The organism is Corynebacterium faecium (genome assembly GCF_027257105.1).
Classification (GTDB): domain Bacteria; phylum Actinomycetota; class Actinomycetes; order Mycobacteriales; family Mycobacteriaceae; genus Corynebacterium; species Corynebacterium lehmanniae.
Genome location: NZ_JAPYJX010000002.1, coordinates 18,638 through 40,384 on the forward strand (window position 1 = coordinate 18,638; position 21,747 = coordinate 40,384).

General features: G+C 66.6%; 24 protein-coding genes. 11 read left to right on the forward strand and 13 right to left on the reverse strand.

Annotated elements, in window-relative coordinates; translation table 11 throughout:
* Positions 1–14 precede the first annotated feature (14 nt).
* The 6 genes from O5O53_RS02170 to O5O53_RS02195 form a co-directional block, all read right to left on the reverse strand.
* The gene (locus O5O53_RS02170) at positions 15–668 is read right to left on the reverse strand and encodes a single-stranded DNA-binding protein (RefSeq protein ID WP_269508610.1); all 654 of its coding nucleotides are present in this window, start codon (positions 666–668) and stop codon (positions 15–17) included.
* 51 nt (positions 669–719) lie between these two features.
* Positions 720–1,016 carry a 30S ribosomal protein S6 gene (gene rpsF / locus O5O53_RS02175; RefSeq protein WP_181889308.1) on the reverse strand — a complete coding sequence of 99 codons (297 nt, stop codon included), beginning with the start codon at positions 1,014–1,016 and terminating at the stop codon, positions 720–722.
* Between the two features lie 285 nt (positions 1,017–1,301).
* The gene (locus O5O53_RS02180) at positions 1,302–1,490 is read right to left on the reverse strand and encodes a hypothetical protein (protein ID WP_269508613.1); all 189 of its coding nucleotides are present in this window, start codon (positions 1,488–1,490) and stop codon (positions 1,302–1,304) included.
* A 3-nt stretch (positions 1,491–1,493) separates the two neighbouring features.
* Entirely contained in the window at positions 1,494–3,062 is a 1,569-nt protein-coding gene (locus O5O53_RS02185) for a glycosyltransferase family 87 protein (protein ID WP_269508616.1), read from the reverse strand.
* Positions 3,063–5,327 (reverse strand): transglycosylase domain-containing protein, encoded by a 2,265-nt coding sequence (locus O5O53_RS02190; protein WP_437177835.1) that lies wholly within the window; start codon positions 5,325–5,327, stop codon positions 3,063–3,065.
* Between the two features lie 102 nt (positions 5,328–5,429).
* Positions 5,430–5,792 carry a DUF5318 family protein gene (locus O5O53_RS02195; RefSeq protein ID WP_269508619.1) on the reverse strand — a complete coding sequence of 121 codons (363 nt, stop codon included), beginning with the start codon at positions 5,790–5,792 and terminating at the stop codon, positions 5,430–5,432.
* Positions 5,793–5,859: 67 nt separating this feature from the next.
* Between O5O53_RS02195 and O5O53_RS02200 the strand changes: the two genes are divergently transcribed.
* The 3 genes from O5O53_RS02200 to O5O53_RS02210 all read left to right on the forward strand — a co-directional run bounded on the left by O5O53_RS02200 (position 5,860) and on the right by O5O53_RS02210 (position 7,839).
* The gene (locus O5O53_RS02200) at positions 5,860–6,324 is read left to right on the forward strand and encodes a MarR family winged helix-turn-helix transcriptional regulator (protein ID WP_311389932.1); all 465 of its coding nucleotides are present in this window, start codon (positions 5,860–5,862) and stop codon (positions 6,322–6,324) included.
* Positions 6,325–6,491: 167 nt separating this feature from the next.
* The gene (locus O5O53_RS02205; protein WP_181889312.1) at positions 6,492–7,370 is read left to right on the forward strand and encodes a universal stress protein; all 879 of its coding nucleotides are present in this window, start codon (positions 6,492–6,494) and stop codon (positions 7,368–7,370) included.
* A 10-nt stretch (positions 7,371–7,380) separates the two neighbouring features.
* The gene (locus tag O5O53_RS02210) at positions 7,381–7,839 is read left to right on the forward strand and encodes a hypothetical protein (RefSeq protein ID WP_269508622.1); all 459 of its coding nucleotides are present in this window, start codon (positions 7,381–7,383) and stop codon (positions 7,837–7,839) included.
* On the opposite strand, the gene trhO is transcribed toward O5O53_RS02210, so the two are convergent.
* The 4 genes from trhO to O5O53_RS02230 are packed head-to-tail and all read right to left on the reverse strand — an operon-like array spanning position 7,829 to position 11,341.
* Positions 7,829–8,719 carry an oxygen-dependent tRNA uridine(34) hydroxylase TrhO gene (gene trhO, locus O5O53_RS02215; RefSeq protein WP_269508624.1) on the reverse strand — a complete coding sequence of 297 codons (891 nt, stop codon included), beginning with the start codon at positions 8,717–8,719 and terminating at the stop codon, positions 7,829–7,831. The two genes, O5O53_RS02210 and trhO, sit on opposite strands and share 11 nt — an antisense overlap.
* A gap of 38 nt (positions 8,720–8,757) precedes the next feature.
* A complete protein-coding gene (locus O5O53_RS02220; RefSeq protein ID WP_269508626.1) occupies positions 8,758–9,456 on the reverse strand; it encodes a PIG-L deacetylase family protein in 699 nt (232 codons plus the stop codon).
* Between the two features lies 1 nt (position 9,457).
* A complete protein-coding gene (locus tag O5O53_RS02225; protein ID WP_181889315.1) occupies positions 9,458–9,793 on the reverse strand; it encodes a helix-turn-helix domain-containing protein in 336 nt (111 codons plus the stop codon).
* 54 nt (positions 9,794–9,847) lie between these two features.
* Entirely contained in the window at positions 9,848–11,341 is a 1,494-nt protein-coding gene (locus O5O53_RS02230; protein WP_239307186.1) for a DUF1846 domain-containing protein, read from the reverse strand.
* Between the two features lie 25 nt (positions 11,342–11,366).
* On the opposite strand from O5O53_RS02230, the gene O5O53_RS02235 reads away from it, so the two are divergent.
* The 5 genes from O5O53_RS02235 to O5O53_RS02255 all read left to right on the forward strand — a co-directional run bounded on the left by O5O53_RS02235 (position 11,367) and on the right by O5O53_RS02255 (position 17,318).
* Positions 11,367–12,173 (forward strand): Fpg/Nei family DNA glycosylase, encoded by an 807-nt coding sequence (locus O5O53_RS02235; protein ID WP_269508629.1) that lies wholly within the window; start codon positions 11,367–11,369, stop codon positions 12,171–12,173.
* Between the two features lie 21 nt (positions 12,174–12,194).
* The gene (locus O5O53_RS02240) at positions 12,195–13,775 is read left to right on the forward strand and encodes a bifunctional ADP-dependent NAD(P)H-hydrate dehydratase/NAD(P)H-hydrate epimerase (protein WP_269508632.1); all 1,581 of its coding nucleotides are present in this window, start codon (positions 12,195–12,197) and stop codon (positions 13,773–13,775) included.
* Positions 13,768–14,727: an NAD(P)-binding domain-containing protein gene (locus O5O53_RS02245; protein ID WP_269508634.1), complete on the forward strand. Its 960-nt coding sequence runs from the start codon at positions 13,768–13,770 to the stop codon at positions 14,725–14,727. The genes O5O53_RS02240 and O5O53_RS02245 overlap by 8 nt, the downstream gene beginning before the upstream one ends.
* Before the next feature lie 494 nt (positions 14,728–15,221).
* Positions 15,222–16,127, forward strand: a complete 906-nt coding sequence (locus tag O5O53_RS02250; RefSeq protein ID WP_269508636.1) for a hypothetical protein — start codon at positions 15,222–15,224, stop codon at positions 16,125–16,127.
* Between the two features lie 78 nt (positions 16,128–16,205).
* On the forward strand, positions 16,206–17,318 hold the full coding sequence (locus O5O53_RS02255; RefSeq protein WP_269508638.1) for an MFS transporter: 1,113 nt from the start codon (positions 16,206–16,208) through the stop codon (positions 17,316–17,318).
* On the opposite strand, the gene O5O53_RS02260 is transcribed toward O5O53_RS02255, so the two are convergent.
* Genes O5O53_RS02260 through O5O53_RS02270 form a run of 3 tightly spaced genes read right to left on the reverse strand, consistent with a single transcriptional unit; the run spans position 17,228 to position 19,363 of the window.
* Positions 17,228–17,734, reverse strand: coding sequence for a hypothetical protein (locus O5O53_RS02260; RefSeq protein WP_269508640.1), 507 nt, complete (start codon positions 17,732–17,734; stop codon positions 17,228–17,230). The two genes, O5O53_RS02255 and O5O53_RS02260, sit on opposite strands and share 91 nt — an antisense overlap.
* Before the next feature lie 10 nt (positions 17,735–17,744).
* Positions 17,745–18,386 carry an ABC transporter ATP-binding protein gene (locus O5O53_RS02265; protein WP_269508643.1) on the reverse strand — a complete coding sequence of 214 codons (642 nt, stop codon included), beginning with the start codon at positions 18,384–18,386 and terminating at the stop codon, positions 17,745–17,747.
* Entirely contained in the window at positions 18,386–19,363 is a 978-nt protein-coding gene (locus O5O53_RS02270) for an ABC transporter permease (RefSeq protein ID WP_269508646.1), read from the reverse strand. The genes O5O53_RS02265 and O5O53_RS02270 overlap by 1 nt, the downstream gene beginning before the upstream one ends.
* Before the next feature lie 91 nt (positions 19,364–19,454).
* Between O5O53_RS02270 and O5O53_RS02275 the strand changes: the two genes are divergently transcribed.
* The 3 genes from O5O53_RS02275 to O5O53_RS02285 are packed head-to-tail and all read left to right on the forward strand — an operon-like array spanning position 19,455 to position 21,743.
* Entirely contained in the window at positions 19,455–20,591 is a 1,137-nt protein-coding gene (locus tag O5O53_RS02275; protein ID WP_269508649.1) for a sensor histidine kinase, read from the forward strand.
* Positions 20,588–21,190: a response regulator gene (locus O5O53_RS02280; protein ID WP_269508652.1), complete on the forward strand. Its 603-nt coding sequence runs from the start codon at positions 20,588–20,590 to the stop codon at positions 21,188–21,190. The genes O5O53_RS02275 and O5O53_RS02280 overlap by 4 nt, the downstream gene beginning before the upstream one ends.
* A gap of 10 nt (positions 21,191–21,200) precedes the next feature.
* The gene (locus O5O53_RS02285) at positions 21,201–21,743 is read left to right on the forward strand and encodes a pirin-like C-terminal cupin domain-containing protein (RefSeq protein ID WP_269508655.1); all 543 of its coding nucleotides are present in this window, start codon (positions 21,201–21,203) and stop codon (positions 21,741–21,743) included.
* The last annotated feature ends 4 nt before the right edge of the window (positions 21,744–21,747 follow it).

Genomic DNA, 21,747 nt, shown 5'->3' on the forward strand with positions numbered 1-21,747 from the left:
TGTGTGGTTGTCGTTTAGAACGGTGGCTCATCGCCCGCACCGCCGGAAAAACCGCCGGCATCCGGAGCGGAACCCCACGGATCATGTTGAGGCTGGGACTGGTTCGGATTGCCCTGGGTCTGGCCCTGGCTTTGGCCGCCGAAGCCGCCGTTCGCCGGGTTGTAGCCGCCCTGGCCCTGATTCTGGCCCTGGCCCTGATTCTGGCCCTGGCCGCCCTGGTCGAAACCGCCCTGGTTTCCACCGAAACCGCCGCGCTGGCCTCCCTGGTTGCCGCCGCCGTAGCCGCCCGCACCGCCCTCACGCGGGTTGCGGGTGACAGACGCGCTGGCGTACTTCAGGGACGGGCCGACCTCGTCGACCTCGACCTCGAACACGGTGCGGTTTTCGCCCTCTTTGGTCTGGTAGGAACGCTGACGCAGCTTGCCGGTGACAACGACGCGCATGCCCTTGGTCAGGGACTCCGCGACGTTCTCCGCCATCTGGCGCCAGCAGTTGCAGGTGAGGAACAGGGCTTCGCCGTCTTCCCACTGGTTCGTTTCCCGGTTGAACGTGCGGGGCGTGGACGCGATGCGGAAATTCGCAACGGCAGCGCCGCTCGGGATGAAGCGCAGCTCCGGGTCCGCAACCAAGTTGCCGACAACGGTAATTGGGGTATCGCCTTGAGCCATGTCCTAAACCTTCCTACCTGCTGATCGTGTGGTTTCTGAGCCTACCGGTTCTTACTTGTCGGTACGCAGAACCTTGGTGCGCAGAACGTTCTCGTTCAGGTTCAGCACGCGGTCGAGCTCCTTGACCGTGTCTGCCTCGCAGTCGAGGTTGACTACGGCGTAGATGCCCTCTTCCTTCTTGTTGATCGGGTAAGCAAGACGCTTCTTGCCCCACACATCAACGTTTTCCACCTTGCCGTTTTCCTTGCGGACGATCTCCAGGAACTTGTCCAGGGACGGGGCAACGGTGCGCTCATCCTGCTGCGGATCGAGGATGATCATTACTTCGTAGTGACGCACGGACCTCATCACCTCCTATGGTCTTGGTTGTTTCGGCCATCACCCTTGTGGTCATGGCAGGAGGGTCGTTGCGTCAAGCAACCCGAACAGACTACCCCACGGTTTGACCAGCTCAAAACCTCGGGTTCCCGGTGCGCTCGGGCGGACAGTGTGCGGACTCCGCATTGCGGACAATCCGGCCGCCACCAACTATTGGTGCGGACCCACGTTGTGCACGAATCAACGCGGAAAAATGCTGACCTGGGCGTTTGCAACGCCAGAAGCGGCCGAACTGTCGATTCGTACAAAATCCGCCTAGTGCGGGTTCGGCACCGCCGAGAAGAGGGCGAGGGAGACAGGGATAACGGTCATGAAGAGGAAGGCGATCAAGCCGAAGCTTATCGACGCTTGCTTCCGCCCCTTCACCGCAAAATAGAACGAGGCGCTAAACAGGAAAAACGCCACCACGATGGAGGCAATTCCCAGGATTGTGGTGGCGTTCATCGGCTAGACCTTGGCGGCCGTGGAGCCGGCCGGCTCGGCGTCGGCCGGCTCGGCGTCGGCGGGTTCGGCCGCGGGTTCGGAAACGGGGTCGGCCGGAGGGGCGTCGATAGGCAAGGGCTCCTTCCACTGGTACGGCAGCGACATGAGGGGGTCGTGGCCGTTGTGGGCGTCGCGGACTTTGTCGCGGCGCTTGCCCAGGATCTGCTGCACCACCAGCACCATGATGGCGATGATGAAGGCGTCGCGGGAGATGATCACGATGTTGAGGAACCAGCCCGGCACGCCCATGTTGTCCGCGCCCATCATGTGCCACATCAGCACCGGCCACACGGCCATGTCCACGACCATCCAGGACAAAAGGAGGCGCCAGTACGGCAGCGCCAGCACCGCGGGGACGACGAACCAGAGGGAGTACTGCGGGCTCCACACTTTGTTGAAGATGAGGAACAGGCCGACGATCAGCGCCACCAGTTCCGCGATGCGCGGGGTCTGCGGCGCCTTCAGGCCCAGGATGAGCACGCCCAGGCAGCCCAGCAGGAACAGAATCAGAGTCACGGCGTTGAGGATCACCGGGGCGCCCTCGCCGGAGTCGAAGCCGGTCCAGCCGGTCATGCGGGAGATGACCGCGTAGATGGTGGTCCATTCCCAGCCGCGGTCCGTGTTGAGGCGGTTGAACTCACCCCAGGCATCCGGGTTGCGCAGGTAGACCGGCACGTTGACCACGAGCCAGGACACCACCATGGCGGCGAGCATCTTGCCGAACGGGACGAGGTCGCGCTTGCGCAGCGCCACGGTGAGGTACGCGCCGAGCAGGAAGATCGGCCAGAGTTTGAACGCGGTGCCCAGGCCGATGAGCACGCCGGCGAGCCAGAATTTCCGGTTGCGGGCGGCCAGCATCGCGGCGACGGCGAAGAAGATGGACGGGATGTCCCAGTTGGTGAACGCGTGGACGATCAGCAGCGGAGAGCCGGCGACCAGGAGGGTGTCCCAGACACGGTTGCCCGCGAGCTCGGCGACCATGCGGATGGTGATCACCCAGATGATGGACATGAGCAGCGCGGTGACGTAGAAGTACCAGCCGGAATCCGGCACGAAGTTGTCCACCAGGAAGTAGGTGCTGCGCGAAAGCCAAGCAGACAGCTGCTGGAACAGGCCGGCGAGCACCGGGTACTCCATGTAGCGGGTCAGGCCGTCCTCCACCCACGAGTAGTCGTAAACAAAACCGCCCTGGTCCAGGCCGCGGGCGCCGTAGAGCGGAATGATGTCGTTGTAGCAGGCGGCGGTGTACTGGCGGTTGCCGTCCCAGTTGAGCTGGATGATGCCGTTGTCGTCGGCCTTGCCGCCGGCGCAGTGCGCCTTCTGCAGCAGGCCGAAGGACAAAAAGACGTATGCGACGGCGAGGATGGAGCGCAGCGGCGTCCAGAACCGGGCGCGGCCGATCTGGGCGAAGCGGCCCATCGGCCCGCCGAGGAACTCCACCCAGCCGCGCGCGAGCGGCTCGGTGCGGCCGGGCTGGACACGGTCCGCCGGGTCCGGCCAGGTGACCTGCGTAGTCTGCGTCGGCTCAGTCATTTATTGGAACGCTCCCTGGAATTGGTCGAGGACGTCGTTGATCGTGTCGTTGAGGTTCGGCGCTGGCGCCGGTGCCGGCGCGGGGGCTGGCGCGGGTGCCGGGGCTGGCGCCGGTGCGGGTGCGGGCGCCGGTGCCTCCTCCCCGCCCGGCGCCTCAGGCGCTGCCGGGCCCGACGGCTCCTCCGCCGGCGCCGCGGAGCTCGGGGCGGACGGCGCCTGGCCGGTGCCGCCGGTGTAGCTCGGCGTCGGGTTGGAGTAGTAGCCGCCCAGGCCGGTGCCGCCGGAGTAGGGGTTCACGCCCCAGTACACCGGGTTGGCGTTGGGGAAGCTCATAAACTCCTGGCCCTCCAGCTCGGTGTCCAGGAATTCCTTCCAGATCCGGGCCGGTGTGTTGGAGCCGAACATGTTGCCGCCCCACTCGTTGAAGATCGGGGAGGTGTTGTCGGCGGTGCCTACCCACACGGCCACTGCGAGCTGCGGGGTGGAGCCGACCATCCAGGCGTCCTTGTTGTTGCCGGTGTCGCCCATCTGGGCGGTGCCCGTCTTGGACGCGGACTGGCGGCCGCCGGCGAGGACGGCGTTGGAGTAGCCGGCCACGCCCTGCATGGCCTGGAGGGTGTTGTCCGCCACCTGCTCGGCCACGCGACGCTCGGTGTAGTCGTTGTCCACCTGGTAGAGGACCTCGCCGTTGGCGTCCACGATCTTGTCCACGAAGTGGGTCGGGTGCATCAGGCCGCGGTTGGTCAGTGTGGACATGGCGGTGGCCATGTCCAGCACGCGGGACTGGTACTGGCCCAGCACGATGCCTTCGTACGGCTGGCCACCGTTTTCGCGCAGGGTCACCGGGATGCCGGGGATGGACTTGGCCACGCCCAGGGCGTGCGCCATGTCGGCGGTGTCCTGCGTGGTGTTGTCCAGCTCGTCCTGGATGCGCATGAAGGCGGTGTTCGAGGACACGGTGGTCGCCTGCGTCATGGACAGCATGCCGCCGCCGCCACCGTCCCAGTTCGTCACAGTGATGTTGCCGGGCAGGTGTACCGGGGAGGAGTCGAACTGGGCGGTCAGCGGGATGCCCTGCTGCAGGGCGGCCGCGAGCGCGAAAATCTTGAACGTCGAACCCGTTTGCAGGCCGGCGTTGGCGTAGTCCCAGCCGGACGCGTCGTCGCCGCCGTAGTAAGCGCGCACTGCGCCTGTCGACGGATCGACGGCCACCGCACCAGTGCGCGCGTCCTCCTGCAGGTTGGCCAGGCGGTCGCGGGCGATGCGCTCCATGTTGGCCTGGGAAGCGGCGTCGATCGTCGTGGTGATCTGCAAACCGCGGTTGGTCAGGTCGCTTTCGGTGATGCCGAGGGCCTCGAGCTCCTTGATCACCTGGTTCTTGATCAGGCCGTTCGGGCCGGTGGCTTCGGTGTATGCGGAGTAGGAAGCCGGGTCGCGGGTCTCCGGGTACACCATCCCGGCTCGCTGCTCCGGGGTGACCTTGCCCATCTCGACGAGGCCGTCCATGACGTAGTTCCAACGCTGTTCAGCGGCCTGGCGGTTCGTCCACGGGTCCAGCTCGCTAGGCAGCTGGATCGAGGCGGCCAGCACGCCGCCCTCCTCGACGGTGAGCTCGGATGCCGGCTTGTCGAAGAAGGCGTGCGCGGCGGCCTCGACGCCGTAAGCGTTGCGGCCGAAGTACACGGTGTTCAGGTAGGCGCGGAGGATGTCCTCCTTGGACCACTGGTTGGTCATCTTGATTGAGTAGACCAGCTCATTGGCCTTGCGCTCGTAGGAGTGCTCGTTGCCCACCAGCGCGTTCTTCACGTACTGCTGGGTGATGGTGGAGCCGCCGCCTGCAGAGGTGTTGCCGGTGATCTGTCCCAGCGCCGCGCGGGCGAAACCGGTCGGCGAGAAGCCCGAGTTGGTCCAGAAGTCGCGGTCCTCCGCGGCCAGCACAGCATTCTGCACCTCCTCGGGCACAGATTCGAGGGGCACCTGCTCACGGTTGCCCTCGGGCGGCACGAGGCGGGCGAGCTCGTTTTCGCCGTCGTTGAAGTAGATCGAGGAGATCTGCGCCGTCTCAATCTCGCCTGGTTCCGGGACCTCGGCCTTGGAGTACTTCCACATAAACCAGCCGACCGGCACGCAGGCGAGCAGGAGGAGGAACAGCAAGAAGGCAAGCACCCACTGCCACGCGCGGGACTTCTTCTTTTTCTTCACGGCCGTGGTGCCGCTGGAGCCCTTCGCCTTCGCCGTATTCTTTTCAGCGCTCTGTTCAGTCACACGTTTTCCCTGCACAATTGCACCCGCCGCGCCCGCGGGGAGGGCAAACGGGCGAGCTACCTACTACATTCCTACCGGACACCCTACCTGCCCAGTTCGGATTCACACTACTGGTACGGCTGTGACTTCTTGTAACAGATGGTTCCACTTGCACGACGGGCACACCTCCACCACGTGGACGGTCAGCGCCCCCACCTCGCCCACGAGTCTGTCTATCTCCTCCTCGCTGCGCGCGGTGCCTGTGCGCCTGCCCAACTTTTCGGAGTAGACCCAGCGCACGTCACGCATCACTTCGCCGCACACGGGGCAGGGCCGGGCGGAATCCTCGCCGTGGTGCTGCGCGGCGGCGTGGAGCAGGAAGTCGGCGTCGCACACCTCGTCGATAGGCAAATGCCCCCGCTTGAGTTCGCGCAGCGTCTGGCGGCGCTGCCACTCGTGGGACACCTCGTGCTCGTACGTGAACATCCCGGCCATCATAACCCCAGTCCTTGCTGCTAGATTTTGAAAAGTACTTGGAAGAAAGAGGTGCACAGTGGCGGCGCACGACGAACCCTCCGCGGAAGCCATGCGGATCGCGGCGGACATCCGCCCAGCGATGACCAGCCTGTACGTGGCGTACTTCCGCAACGCGGAGGACTCGGACCTGACCGGCCCGCAACTGTCCGTGCTGCACAGGCTTGGCTTCAGCGGCCCCACGCGAATTAGCAGGCTGGCCGCCGAGGAAGGCGTGCGCCTGCCCACGGCCTCCAACACCGTCAACCAGCTGGAAAAGCGCAATCTGGTGCGGCGCGTGCGTTCGGTGGACGACCGCCGCGGCGTGTCCGTGGAGCTGACAGATTTCGGCCGCGCTGAGCTGGAGCGCGTCGGCGCAGAGCGCACCCGCTCCCTCGCCCAGATGCTCAGCGCGCTGGATGCGGAGGCGCTGGAGAAGCTGGACTCGTTGACCGGGGTCCTCAACGACCTCGCCCGCGCGTACGCCACCGGTTCCGCGGACTAACCGCTTTCCCTCTCCAGGACGGCACATGTTTATGATGTCTGTATTATCTGAAAACTCGCGTATGCGGACATGTGTCAAGGAGGAAGGCCCTGAGCAGCTCCCCAAGCGCTGACAGCGCCCATCTTGCGGCCCTTGCCTTTCCCCTGCGCGTGCTTGTGGGCTGGGACGTGGCAAACACCGAGGCAGTGGAATTCGCCGCGTGGCTCGGCCGCTCGCTGCCGGTGACCGTGCAGGTGATGTCCAGCACCCAGTCCAAATGGACAAAATCCCTGGCCAACGCCACCAAGGGCCGCAAGAAGCGCATGAAGGAGGCGCAGGCCACCTTCGACTCCCGCGTGGAGAAGGCGCTGACGGAGCACATCCCGCGCGAGCAGTGGTCGAAGGACGTTTCCCGCCTCGTGGACAGCAAGGACAGGGTGCGCTCCCTGTACGAGACCGCGAAGGACTTCGGCGCGGACCTGATCCTGATGGGCTCTCGCGCGAAGACGCCGAAGGGCCGGTTCCGCCCGTCCAGCGTTGCGGACGAGATGATGCGCTCCTGCCCCGTCCCGTTGGGGCTTGCGCCACGCGGGGTGAAGCTCTCCAAGAAGGGCATCACCCGCGTGACGTACGCGATCGTGGCGGAGGACGACCCAGCTGAGCCGGAGTTTTCCGGCCTGGACTACGCCACCGCTCTGGCCTGCAAGTTGGGGCTGCCGCTGCGCATTATCGCGTTTTCCCCCACCGCCTACGAGAAGCACACGTCTACCTGGAACGAGCAGACGCTGGGCATGCTCGACCACGCCCGCGACTACGCGTGGGCACTGGCGGCGGAGGTCGCGCCGGACGTGTGCGACACCTTCCACGTCACCAGCTCCGTCTCGGCGGCGAAGAGCTGGAAGCGCTCCATTGATTCGGTGAAGTGGAAAAAGGGCGACATCATGTTCCTGGGGACCCATCCGTCGCCCCAGTTCACCAGCGTGTTTGTGGGCACGTTGGAAGGCGAGTTCATCCGCTACGCCTCGGTGCCTGTGGTGGTGTGCCCGCACTCCCCGAAGGCGCAGTAGGTTGGGCTCCATGGAGCACCCGGAGAACGACCTTCACTCCCCCGCCGACCGTTTCTCGCGCATGCGGCCCGAGCCGCGCTCCTTCGACGAGCTCGCGGACCAGCCGGATCCGCTGGAGGTGGACCGGAAAAACCGCCGCTCCACCCGCCAGGCGATCACGTTCGCGATGAGCACGGTAGCCGTGACCCTACTGCTGGCGTTCATTCTTGCGGTGATCTCGCGCGCGCAGGGCGGTCCGCTTTGCGACGGCAGCTCCGCCTGGCTCTGCACCGAGTCCTGGCGCACGTGGTGGGCCGTGACCACCTCGATCCCGCCGGTGGTGGGGCTGTTGACCTGCGCGGTGATCACTGTGCGCAAGCTCAACCGCTACGAACGCTGGATCCCCTGGATCGGCGTGTTTTGGATCCCGCTGGTGCCGTTCACCATGGCGTGGTTGATTATCACGCTGGCGATTCTGGCTACGCAGTAGCGCGCTGGGCGCACTCCCCGCAGTACGGGTTGTTTTCGCGGCAGTCCTCGCAGCTCAAGTACTGGCGGCGGCACTCCGGCTCGTTGGCGCAGTTGTAGAACTGGTTTGTGGCCGCGCCGCAGTGCACGCAGTGGCCGAGCTGCACGTAGTCCGGGTCGCCCGGCGCGCCGAACTCGGTGTGCATGCGGTCGTCGAAGACATACAGCGAGCCCTCCCACAGCCCCGAGTTGCCGAACTTTTCGCCGTAGCGGACGATGCCGCCGTCGATTTGGTAGACCTCCTTGAACCCGCGGTTGATCATGAGGCTGGAGAGCACCTCGCAGCGGATCCCGCCGGTGCAGTACGAGATGACGGGCTTGTCCTTCATCCAGTCGTACTTGCCGGAGTCCAGCTCTTTGATGAAGTCGTGGGTGGTTTCCACATCCGGCACCACCGCACCCTTGAACCGGCCGATCTCTGCTTCGCGGGCGTTGCGGCCGTCGAAGAACACGGCCTCGGGGTTGTCGGCCACCAGCTCGTTGACCTGTTCCGGGCTGAGGTGCACTCCCCCGCCGACCACGCCGTTTTCGTCCACCTTCAGCTCGCCCGGCACGCCGAAGGAGACGATCTCCTCGCGGGCCTTGACGCTGAGCTTGGGAAAGTCTTCCGCCCCGCCCTCGGACCACTTGAACTCGATGCCCTTGAAGTACTCGCGGGTTTTTTTGGCGTAGGTCTTGCAGGCGCGGATGTCGCCGCCGACGGTGCCGTTGATGCCGTCCTTGGACACGATGATGCGCCCAGTCAGCCCCAGGCCTTCGCACAGGTCCCGCTGCCACAGGCGCACCGCGTCCGGGTCGGCGATGGGCTGGAACTTGTAGTAGAGCAGGATCTTGCTGGTCATGCCTGGCAGTCTATGTCCACCCAGGCCAGCGGGGAAAGTTAGAGGTCGAAGGCCTTGAACGCGATAGCCAGCGGTACTCCCAGCGCTTCCCCGCCCTGCGTGGCCGCCCTGCCGACGATCTCCGCGCCGCTGGGGTGCTCCGGCAGCGCCTGAAAGTATGCCTCGTGGGCGTCCAGCGATTGTGCGCCTTTCTCCACGTGCCGCTGCTCCACCGCCACCGCGACGTCCGGCTCGTGGCCGCCGCTGACCAGCAGCGTTTCCGCCTGGTGGCGCGGGCCCAGCTCCGGGAAGAGGAACTCGTTGCCGGCGTCGCGCGCGGCGTCCACCGCCGCCATGCCCGCCACCCGGTGGTCCGCCTGGTTCAGGCCCCACGGGGCAACAACGCTCCAGTCCTGGGTGAGCACCACGGTGGGTTTGAAGGTGCGGATCTTTCCGGCGATGGCCTTGCGCAGCTCGAGGGTGTGTTCCAGCAGGCCGTCGGTGAAGTCGAGCATCTCCAGTTCCCCTGCGCCGACGATGTCGCAGGCGCGGCGCTGCTCTTTTGCGCGGATCTCGCGCACCTGCACAGGATCCCCGCCCGCGATGCCGTGCTCGCCGTGTGTGAGCAGCAGGTACGCCACCTCGATACCGTCTTCGGCCCATTTGGCCACGGCGGCCGAGGCGCCGTACTCCATGTCGTCGGGGTGGGCGACGACGGCGAGGACGCGTGCGCCGTCGCTAAGCGAAAGTTCCCGCACCTCAACCCCGCTTTTCCTTGAACGCGTGGGCGTCGCGCGTGTACACGCGGCGGTGGGTGCCCACCTTGTGGCCGGGCAGCTTGCCGTCGTCAATGAGCTTGACCACGAACGGGCGCGAGACGCCGAGCAGGTTGGCCACCTGCTGGGTGGTCATCTCCTCGTCCGGTTCGGGCGGGCGCACCAGGCGGCCCTCCGCGAGGTCCTCGAGCAGGTCACGGACCCACACGGCGGTCTGTTTCGGCAGCGTGACGTGGTCTTCTGCGCGCGTGCGCGCCACGGCAAGGTTGTTGTTGAGCTCTGCTAATGCGTCTTCCACCGGCGATTGCTGTTCCCGCATGCGCTCGACAATAAACCATAACCGAAACGAGCGCAATAGTTAGTGTTGGAAAACTTAGCGTTTGTGGTACAACGCCTTGCGCCAGTACTTCGGCTCCGAGGTGGCCAGCACTCCAAGGTTGCGGAAAATGCCCTCGTCCACGGACCCCAGAATCGTGGTGATGTGCGCGTCGCACCCGCGCAGCGACTTCAAGTGCTCCAGCGCCAGCGCCGCGTCCGGGTTGCCGGACGCCGACACGGACAGCGCGATGAGCACCTCGTCGGTGTGCAGACGCGGGTTCACCGAGCCCAGGTGGCGGGTCTTCAGCGTCTGGATCGGCTCGATGGAATCGGGGGAGAGCAGGTGCACGTCGTCGTCGATGCCGGCCAGCAGCTTTAAGGCGTTGAGCAGCACCGCGGCGGACGGTCCGAGCAGGTCGGAGGTCTTGCCGGTGACGATGCGCCCGTCCGGCAGCTCCAGCGCCGCGCCCGGCTTGCCGGTGCGCTCCGCCACCTCGAGAGCGGGCGCGACCACCACGCGGTCCTCCACGGAAAGGTCCGCCTTGCGCATGACGTTGAGGTTGCGGTCGGAGATAGTGGAGTCGGCGTCGGCGCGGCGTTCGTCCACAAGCGCCGCGTAGTAGCGGCGGATGATCTCCTGCTCGGCGGCGTGGCGGCACGCGGCGTCGTCGGAGATGCAGTAGCCCGCCATGTTCACGCCCATGTCGGTCGGCGACTGGTACGGGTCCGCGCCGGTGGCCTCCCGCAGCAGCGTTTTCAGCAACGGGAAGACCTCGATATCGCGGTTATAGGAGGAGACCTTCTCCCCGTAGGCGTCCAGGTGGTACTGGTCGATGACGTTGATGTCGTCCAGGTCCGTCGTGGCGGCCTCGTACGCCAGGTTCACCGGGTGCGACAGCGGCAGGTTCCAGATGGGGAACGTCTCAAACTTGGCGTAACCAGCGTCGATGCCGCGCTTGTGCTCGTGGTACACCTGGGAAAGGCAGGTGGCCAGCTTGCCTGAACCGGGCCCCGGCGCGGTCATGACCACCAGGTCGCGGGAGGTTTCCACGTAGTCGTTGCGGCCGAAGCCTTCCTCGCTGACCACCTTCGCGGTGTCGTTCGGGTAGCCCGGGATCATGTAGTGGCGCGCCACCTTCAGCCCCAGCCGGCCCAGGCGCTCCACGAACGCCTCCACGTTCTGGTTGTGGCCCTCCAGCTGGGTGACCACAACGTTTTCCACCAAAAATCCGCGGTCCCGGAACACGTCGACAAGCCGCAGCACGTCGTCTTCGTAGCTGATGCCCAGGTCAGCGCGCATCTTCTGGCGCACCACGTCGCCGGCGTTGAAGCAGATGACAATTTCCACTTCGTCCTTGATCCGGTCCAGCATGGCGATCTTGTTGTCGGGCGTGAATCCGGGCAGGACGCGGGAGGCGTGGTTGTCGTCGAAAAGCTTGCCGCCCATTTCCAGGTACAGCTTGCCTCCCACCTCCGCGCGCCGTTCCTGGATGTGCTCGGACTGCATTTGGATGTATTTTTCGCGGTCGAACCCGATCTCATACGGCATGGGTGCAATAGTACAGTCAGCGACCGTGCCTGAGGGTCATGTCATTCACCGGCTTGCGCGCCGCTTCAACACGGATTTCCGCCCCGCGCCAATTGCCGCGAGCTCCCCGCAGGGGCGCTTCGAGCCTTCGCTTATCGACGGCACTCCGCTCACCCACGCTGCAGCCCACGGAAAGCACCTGTTTTTGCAGTTCACGGACGCGATCGTGCACGTGCACCTGGGTCTGATCGGGAAGTTCTCCTTTGAGCCCGCCGACACGCTGCGCGGCCAGATCCGGCTGCGGCTCGTGCCGGACGGGGGAGCAGGGGAGATAGCCGCCCACCTGCGCGGACCACAGAAATGCGCCTACATCACCCCGGCGGAGCAGCAGGCGATTCTGGACGCCGCCGGCGAAGACCCGCTTTCTCCCGCCGCGGACCCGGACGCACTGTTCGAGCGGGTGCGGCGCTCCCGGCGCGCCATCGGCTCGCTGATGATGGACCAGGCCTACTTCGCCGGTGTGGGCAACATCTACCGGGCCGAGCCGCTGTTTCGCCAGGGCATCTCCCCGTTCACCCCTGGCCGGGAGCTGGGCCGTGAGCGTTTCGACGCCATCTGGGCCGACCTGGTCGCGCTCATGGCCGACGGGGTGGCCACCGGGCGCATCGACACAGTGCGCCCCGAGCACTTGCCCGAGGCGATGTCGCGCGCGCCACGGGAGGACGACCACGGGGGAGAGGTCTACGTCTACCGCCGCACCGGCGAGCCCTGCTACGTGTGCGGGCGCCCCGTCGAAAAGCAGCAGTTTGAAGGCCGCAACCTATTCTTTTGCCCGTCCTGCCAGGCACTTTAGGGCGCGGGTAGTGTGGTGCGCATGCACGCCACGACTTTCACCGCAGACCAGGTCTGGGCCGCGGAAGCACCGTTGCTGGATTTCCAGTCGCACCCCGGCGAGCTCATGCAGTCGGCGGCGCACGCGGTGTTCGAGGCGGCGAAGGCGATGCTGGCTGGAGGATCAGGCGGTTCGAGCGGCCGCGCTCTCGTGCTCGCCGGGCCGGGCGGCAACGGCGGCGACGCGCTCTACGCCGGTGCCGAGTTGCAGCTCGCCGGCCACAACGTGGATGCGTTGCTGACTGCCGGACACGCCCAAGAGCGGGCCCTTTCGGCGTTCACCAACGCCGGCGGCACTGTGCTGGAACGGCTGCCCGAAGGTTCCGCGGAATACGCCCTTGCCATCGACGGCATCACCGGCATCGGCGGATCCGGCGGGCTGCGCGGGGAACTCGTGGACGTGGTTGCATGGCTGCGGGGCGTGCAGGTTCTGGCTGTGGACGTTCCCTCCGGCGTGGATGCAAACACCGGCGTAGCGGGTGAGCTGCACGTTTCCGCCGATGCCACCGTCACGTTCGGCGGGTGGCGACGCGCCCACGCGCTTGCCCCGGAGTGCGGGGTGCAGCTGCTCGCGGACATCGGCCTGCCGGGGCGCCCGCTGCACAGTGCGCTGTTGGAAACCCTGCCCGAATGGGCGCATGAGGGACCCGCACTAGTGCTCGCCAACCGGGCCGTGCCAGGCCCCGGCCATTGGCCCAGCAGTCTCACCCCGCTCCGTGCCGCGTCGGTCCGCCCCGTCGAGCCGGGCCCTTACGACGACAAGTACAGCGGGGGAGTAGTCGGCGTCCGCGCAGGTAGTGACGGGTATCCGGGTGCCGCGCTACTCGCCGTGTCTGGTGCTGTACACGCCTCGCCGGCAATGGTGCGCTACGCCGGTCCGCAGGCCGCTGAGGTGGTGCGGGCACATCCGGAGGTCGTCGTCACGCAAACGCTCGAGGATGCGGGACGGGTGCAGGCCTGGGTGTTCGGCCCTGGCGCCGGCACCGACAAGGCAGCCGCCGCTGAGCTCTCCTGGATCTTGCGCCAGGAGGTGCCAGTGCTCATCGACGCCGACGGCCTCACCCTCCTCGCCGAACACCCTGAACTGCGCCAACAGGTGGCCAAACGGCAGCAGACTACAGTGCTCACGCCCCACGACGGCGAGTTCGCGCGCCTCCAGAAAGCGGCCGGAGTTGCCGCGGGAATCCGCTTCGAAGAGACACTCGCCCTCGCTGCAACGCTGCGCGCGACCATCGCGCGCAAGGGCCGAATCACCCTGGTCGCGCCGGAGGACGAGCCGCACCTGATCCACGCCGTCGATGCCGGCCATTCTTGGGCTGCGACACCCGGCTCCGGCGACGTGCTCGCTGGCATCATGGGTGCGCACCTGGCGCTGGCTGCGGCACGCACCCCATACGCCGACGCCGCCATAGCCGCCACAACCACCGGGGCGGTGACCGTCCACGCGCTCGCAGCGTCACTCGCCGCCGAGACCCCGTTTGGCCCCGCCACCGCGCCGGCTAGCCGCATCGCCGAATTTGTCCGCCCCGCGACCGCGCTAAGCACCCGAGGCACCCATGCTTGACGCCGTCGTTGTCGGCGCCGGCCAATCCGGGCTAGCCGTGTCGTACTACCTGCGCAAATACGGCGCTTCGTTTGTAGTTCTCGATGCCTCCGATGAGCCCGGCGGGGCATGGCCGCACTACTGGGACGCACTGACTCTGTTCTCCCGCGCGGAGTTTTCCAACCTGCCCGGCTGGCCCATGCCCCACTTCGACGGCTACCCGCCACGTGATCACGTCGTGAAGTATTTGTCCCGCTACGAGCAGCGGTACTCACTGCCCATCCACCGAGGTCAACGCGTCAAGCAATTGCTTCACGACGGCTCCGCCTTCCACCTCAACAGCCTCTCCGCACGCAATGTAGTGATGGCCACCGGCATCTGGTCCGCGCCCTTCGTCCCGTTCGTGCCGGGGTCGTTCGCGGGGCAGCAGCTGCACGCCGCGTCCTACCGACGGCCTGCGGATTTCGCCGGGCAGCGCGTCGCTGTGGTCGGCGGCGGGAATTCCGGCGCGCAGATCGTCGCCGACCTGGGGTTGTCCGGCGTGGACGCGCAGTGGTTCACCCGCCGGCCGCCCTCGTTCATGCCCGACGACGTCGACGGCGCGCAGCTGTTCCGTCGCAACCGCGAGCGCTTCGTCGCCATCGCATGCGGCGAGGGCGACCCCGGCGGCGCGGACTTCGGCGGCGACATCGTGGTCGTTCCCGAAGTTCACCGGGCCCGTGCACAGGGTCTCCTCGACGCCTCACCCATGGTCTCGTCCCTCGACTCGCTCTCTGGCTTCGATGCCCTGATCTGGGCCACCGGCTTCCGCCCCGCGCTAGCTCCGGTCCGCGGGTTAGAGCGCGGCCTGGACACGCCCGGCCTGTTCGTCCTCGGCTTCGACTCACTGAACGGCCCCGGCGCCGGCACCATCGGTGGCGTGAGCCCTTTCGCCCGGGACATCGCGAAGCAGATCGCGGGCAGGAACCAATAGTTGGCGCGCCCCCAGTTGTCCGCAATGCGGAGTCGCGGAGTCCGCAAGCCCCGCCCAGACAGAAAGCCCACCCGTTGACCACCCCGGCCAGAGAGTCCTGACCGGAAGCTCCATCGACACCCGAGACGCATAATAAACGTCAACATCTCTGAATTACGGGCGTGTAATTTATCCCGTTGACAAGCAAAAATGCCCCAGAAAGAGCGTACCTAGCACCCAATACAACCTTTTATTTCGCTTAGAAACTTGAGTTAACGTTCCGGCAACCTGCACGTTCCCCGAATTTAAACGGATCCGTCCGTTTAAGAGAGCCACGTCACCCCTCGGGCGATTGCTGAATTGTTGTCCCACTGCGCTACGCTATTGACGTGTTTAAAAATCGGAGGATCGTAGCGCTCACATGCGCAGCCGCGACCGCAGCGGCTGCGTTTGTCGTGCCGTCCGCCGGCGCAGCTACCGTGGGTCAGCCCAGCGATGGAGTTTGCTCGCTCAAGGTGAATGACGCTGAGCGTAAGTACATCGACTCGCTCGATCGCAGTGTCGGCATCGGCGCAGTAGATGAGCGGGCCCGCTGGGCTTCCGCGTTCGAGCAGCTGTACCCGGCTGCGCCTGAGACAGTAGCGCCATTTTTGGAGCTGTACACCGGTTCATACGTGAACTACTTCAACAGCAACCTTGAGGCCAACATCGAGATGTGGGCTCAGCGTGTCGCTGAGGACACTGGGGCGGACATCGATTCTTCCCGCGCGTACTTCACGCAGGTGTGGAATTCGGCGGCGGTCAGCGACCACCAGGCGTTCGACATGACCAAGTACTGGGACATCATTGATACCGCTGTGAGCAACGGCGAAATCACTGTGCCGGCTCGCGACGGCTTCGCGGAGTTCGCGTTGATCCCGGATCGCGAAGGGCTGGTTGAGCAGCAGTCCCGCGATTACCCGGCCATGCCGAAGGACCAGGTCGAGGCGTGGGTTGATGCGTATGAGCAGCTGCCGGACGTGAAGCAGGCTCGTCGTGTGTCCAGGTTGATGGTGGCGTTCGAGGAAGCTCGTCAGACTTGTGCCGCAGGTGGCGGCAACGCACTTTTGCCTACAGACGGCCCGAACCCGGACCTGCAGACCACTACGCCGTCGACGAGCGTGTACAAGACTCCGGCTCAGCAGCCGGGCAGGACCAATGATTCCGTGACTCACACGGTCACCAACGGCAACGTCACCACGACGGTGACTACCAACATGAAGAACATCTCGGTTTCCCAGACCACCCACAGGACTGAGCAGACTGCGAACACCACGTCCGGCGGTTCGTCGGCAAGCACTGGCGTGATCATCGGTGTGATCGTGGCGATCCTGGTTGCGCTTGGCGCTGCCGGCGCAGCGTTTGCGCTGTCTGACCAGTAGCCGTATCTTGGCTCGGTGCGAAACACCCAGCAATCTCCACAGCAAGCAGCGAAGTTCCCCGTCGTCCCGCTGACGGCGATGAGCTTCGCTGCTTTCGTGTATGTCACGTTCGAGATGTTCGCCATCGGCCTGATTTCCCCGATGGCGCGGGACCTGAACGTCTCTGAGGGCCAGATTGGCCTGCTCATGAGCGTCTACGCTGGCTTGGTCGCGGTGGTGACCATTCCGCTGATGCATTTCACGCGGAAGGTAAATAGGCGCTACCTGCTCATTGCCACGCTGGTGTTTCTGCTCGGCGGCATCGTCCTGCAGGCCACGGCCACGAGCTACGCCACGCTGGTGGCGGGGCGTGTGACGGCGGCGTTCACCCACGGCCTGTTCTGGTCGCTGGTCAACCCTGTTGCCGCGCGCATCGCGCCTCCGGGGCAGATGGGCAAGGCGGTCGCTGCGGTGTCGTTCGGTTCGACGTTGTCGATGGTGGTCGGCTCGCCGCTGACCACGGCGATGGGCTCGGCGATCGGCTGGCGCGCTTCCACCTGGGTGCTCGGCGCCGCGGTGGTAGGCGCACTGGTCATGATGGTGATTTCCCTGCCCAGCCTGCCCGCGAAGCCGCCGGCCCAGCAGGCTGACGCGCGGGCGACGAAGTCTGCCATTCCGTCTCTGGTCATCTACCTGGTGCTCGCCGTGATGGCGATCTTTGTCACCTTCACGTACCTGGCCCTGCTCATCGAGGCCACGGCAGGCCACCGCTTCGTGCCCTACGGTGTGGCCATCTACGGCATCGCGGGCCTGGTCGGCGTGACCCTGTCCGGCCGCCTGGTAGATGCGCGCATGATCCGCCTCAACGGCATCGCCACTGCCACGCTGGTGGCCTCCGGCATCGCGGGCCTGCTCGCGCTGCACTACAACACGGGGATCGGCATGTTCGCGGTGATCGTAGTCTTCGGCATCGCCGCGGGCGCGCTGCCCACGGTGGCCACAACGATCTTCCTGTTCGCCGGCCAGCGCAACCAGGATCTGGCCAGCTCGGTGTACGTGGTCACGTTCCAGGTGGGCATCGCCTCCGGCTCGGCGCTGGGCGCCGCCACCGTGGACTTGGGCTACCTCGGCGGCACGCTGCTGTCGACGGCGGTGCTCGGTGCGTTGGCGTTTACCGTCATGGCCACGCGTTCCCGGTCCCTCCTGCGGTAGCGCGCGGGTTCCACGAACTGCCCGGCGGCCTCCAGCTCCAGGTAGCCGCGCAGAAACTCCGCGGTCTCGCCGGCGACAAACGTGCGCTGGCCCCACTCGGGCACGCGGAAAATGCCGTGCGGCACGCGCACGAGGTCGCGGCCGCGCAGCATCGTCGCACCCATTTCCTGCAGCGAGGTCACGATGAACGCCTCGCCCACCGCGTAGGCGACCACGTTGCGGTCGAAAACGCGCAGCTTATCGACGGCGCTCCGCCCCGCCAGCCAATAGCCATCGCCGGCCACGAGGGCGTCGTCAGGCACCTGCGGAAGAGCGCGCACCTGGGGCCCGGACGACGAAAGCCCCGCCCTGCGCTCGATCTCCCTGGCTAAAAGGGAGGGGTCGAGCGGGGCGGGGCCTGTGGCGCGGTAGAACACGCGCGCCAGTTTAGGCGTAAGCGGGGGCGTTGACGCCGAGTTCGAAGACTTCGTCGCTGCTCTCGATCAAGGAGCGGTCGTGGGTGACAAAACCGCAGGCGATGTTTCGCTCGGTGGTGAGCTGGCGCAGAAGCGCCACGATCTCCTGGGAGCGGTCGGCGTCGAGGGCGGCGGTGGGCTCGTCTGCAAGCAGAAGCGACGGCTCGCCCATGAGCGCACGCGCGATGCCGACGCGCTGGCGCTGGCCGCCGGACATCCCGCCGATGCGGCGGTCGCCCAGACCCTCCAGGCCGACGGTGGCCAGCAGCTCCTCGGCCCGGCCGCGGCGGGGTTTGATGCCCCGGATGTGGTCCGTGACCAGCAGCTGGTCGCGCACGTTCAGCGCGGCGATGAGGTTGGCCTGCTGGAAGATCATGCCGATCTTGTCGCGGCGCACGTCGTTGTCCACGATCTGACCGTTGAGCTTCGCGGTGCCGGAATCCGGCTGAATCAGGCCGGCCGCCACGGACAGCAGGGTGGACTTGCCGGAGCCGGACTCGCCGACGATGAAGGTCATCTCGCCGGGCTTGGCGGTGAACTCCAGGTGGTCCAGCACTGTGCGCATTTCCTGGCCGTCCTTGAATGCGACGGTGACATCGTTGAGTTCGAGCATTATGCGACACCTCCAAGAGCCGCCTGAGGGTTAACTTTCGTGATGGAACGGGTGGCGATCAGGGCGCCGACCATGCCCAGGGCCCAGATGGCCACCGGGGGAGCGACCGCCGTGAGCGCGGTCAGCGAGAACGGGGCGCCGTCCTGCATGACAAGGCCCAGGCCGAACGCGGCGACGCCGCCGATGAGCGCGCCGATGCCCAGGATCACCGCGGCCTGGCCGAGGGCGTCCTTGAGCAGATATTTATTGGACGCGCCGATGGCCTTCAGGATGGCCAGGTCGCGGGTGCGCTGCATCGTCCACACGGTGAGGAAGGCGATGATCACCAGCGCGGCGATGGCGTAGAGGAAGCCCTGGATGAGCTTCAGCGAGCCCTGCTCCGAGGAGTACGCCGGCAGGCCGTCAAAGGCCTCCTTCAGGCTCACTCCGCCGTCGACGTCGTGGTCCGCCAGCAGCACCGAGCCGTCAGCGTCGGTGTGCATCGCCGCCTGCCAGAACTCCGTGGGCACCCACAGGATGGGGGAGTGGGAAAACGCGAGGTCCTCGCCAATCGCGCCGACGGTGATGTCGTTGCCGGCGACGGTCACGGTTTCGCCCTCGCCGACTTCGAGGGAGGGTGCGGCCACGGCTTCGTCGGAAAGCTTCTGGCCCCCGGGAAGCTCGGTGCCCTTCGGCAGCGACAGGATGGCCACGGCAGCGTCCTCGCCGTTGCCCTTGGTCATGAGCATCTGGCTGGCGCCGAGCGGGGTGAGCCCGTCGCGCGCCTCGACGCGGGAGGTGGTGAACGAGATGTCTTCCGGGTCCTGGAAGACCACGGACTTCGGATCCAGCGCCTCCAGCGCGGAGGTGTTCTGCTTGCCCAAGCCGGCGGTCAGGCCCGTGAGCACGACCACCAGCAGCGTAATCAGCGCCACGGTGCCTGCGATCAGCCCGAAGCGCCCCTTGGCTGACGTGATTTCTCTGATTCCTACGAACATGGCTTTGATCCTGCCGTTGACCTGCACCGGCGCACATCGCGCTGGCGGTTGAAATCCCGCTCAACCGATCGGTTGATCTACGCTCAGTCGCATGTTGTCCACCACCCGCCTGCTCGATTTTCTGCGCGTTAGCCTGCACGTGCTCGTCGCCGTGCTGCTCGCGGTGGGGCTCGTGGGGCAATTGCGTAGCGACGCACCCGTGACCGCCCTCGCCCTGCCCCTGGCGTTCGCCTGCGTCTACATGGCCGGCACCGTCTGGCACTTCCACGGCAAGGACTACCCGGCGTGGGCGCCGAACACGTGGCTCGCGGTGGTGGCCGCGCTGTGGGTGGGACTGGTGCAGATGTCCGAAGAGTTCGTCTGGCTGGAGTTCCCGCTGGTCATGCTGGCCTGCGTGCTGCTGCCCGCGTGGTGGGAGCTCGCGGCCGCGGCGGCTTTTTTGGCCGTGGCACTTTCCGCCACCGCCCCCGCCGGCGGGCCCGGCGCGGTCATCGGCCCCACCATCGGCACTGTGCTGGCGGTGATCATCGTGCACGCCTACCAGGCGCTGCGCGCGGAGGCGGACCACTACCGGCAGATGGCCGAGGACCTCAAGGCCGCCCAGCGCGAGGCCGCGAAGGCCGAGCACGCGGCGGGCGTGGCGGAGGAGCGGGCGCGTCTGGCGCGCGAGGTGCACGACACCATGGCGCAGGGCTTGAGCTCCATCGTGTTGCTGGGCCGGGCGATGGACAAGCAGCTCGATGAGGGCGACCCGGCGCGCGAGACGCTGGACGTGATCCGCTCCACCGCCTCCGACAACCTGGCGGAGGCGCGCCGTTTCGTCGCGGAGAACTCCGCGCAGCCGCAGGCCCCGAAGCGCGAGACGCTGCCGGTGCGCCTTGAGCGCCTGGCGCGCCACGCCCAGGACCGCCAGCGCGCGCTCGGCGAACAGCTCGAGGTCCGCGTCCAGGCCGTCGACCTGCCGGAACCGTGCGCGTCGGTGGCGGAGCGCGTCGTGCGGGAGGGCCTGAGCAACATCGTGCGCCACGCGGGTGCCTCGTCGGCGGTGGTGACCGTCGATAGGCTTGGTGCAACCGCAACCATCGACGTCTTCGACAACGGCCGCGGCATCACCGGGCCCGAGGGCTACGGCCTGAAAGGCCTGCGCGCCCGCGTCGAGGAGGTCGGCGGCGAGCTCACGGTGGAGGGCAACGTCCTCGCCGCAACTCTGCCTGTGGAGGAGAAATGACGCTGAACGTCATGCTTATCGACGACCATCCGGTCGTCCGCGCCGGCCTGCGCGCCGTGCTCAATTCCTTCGACGGCGTAAAAGTCGTCGCCGAGGCCGCCGACGGCAACGCCGAGGTGCCCGAGGGGGTGGACGTGGTGGTCTCCGACATCCAGATGCCCGGCGCGGACGGCATCGCGCTGACGCGCCGCCTAGTCGCCGCCGGCGGGCCGCCGGTGCTGATCCTGACCACCTACGACACCCAGGCCGACGTAGTCGCCGCGGTGGAGGCAGGCGCCATGGGCTACCTGCTCAAGGACGCGCCGGAAGATGAGCTGTACGAGGCGGTGCGGAGCGCGTCGCAAGGCAAAAGGGTGCTCTCCCCGCAGGTGGCGAACGTGCTGGCGGACCGGCTGGTCAACCCGGCCGAGGCGCTCTCGGCGCGCGAGATTGAGCTGCTGCGCGCGGTGCAGACCGGCGCCTCCAACAAGGAAATCGCCCAGCAACTGTTCATCTCGCAGGCGACCGTGAAGACGCACCTGATCCACATTTATTCCAAACTCGGGGTGGACAACCGCACCGCCGCCGTGGAGGAAGCCCGGCAGCGCCGGATCATATAAGCTTGCCGCCATGAGCTTCATCGAGCTGAACGCTGGCCCGTGGCGCGGGGTCGCATTCCTCAGGGGCCTCGCGGGCCCGGAAGATACGCCCGCCGACTGCAAATCCTTCGCATGGCGGCACGACGGCACCGCCCGCCTCGGCGGCGTACTCGAGCGCGCGCAGGTGCAAGTGCTTATCGACGCTGAAGCCGTCCCCGACAAGATCCAACGCGCCCAGCCGGACGCGTTCGGCCTGCGCAGCGTGACCACCGAGTCCGCTGGCGAGGCCTTCGTATTCGCCGGGCGCATGTTCGGCCGCTCCGGCTCCGTGGAAACCGACGAGCCGTGCGTGGCAGCGCAGCTGACCATCGCGCCGGAGACCGAACTGGCCGTCACGGTCTACGAGGAGTTCGAGTACGCCGTGGTCGCCCCCGACGGGGACATCACCGTGAACAACACCCCGGTGCCGGCGCACTCCGCCGGGATGCTGGACGCCGGCCACCGCACCCTGGGGCTGGTCAACCGCTCCGACAACATCGCCCACGTGCTCCTGCTCGGCGGCCAGCCGGCGTAGTTTT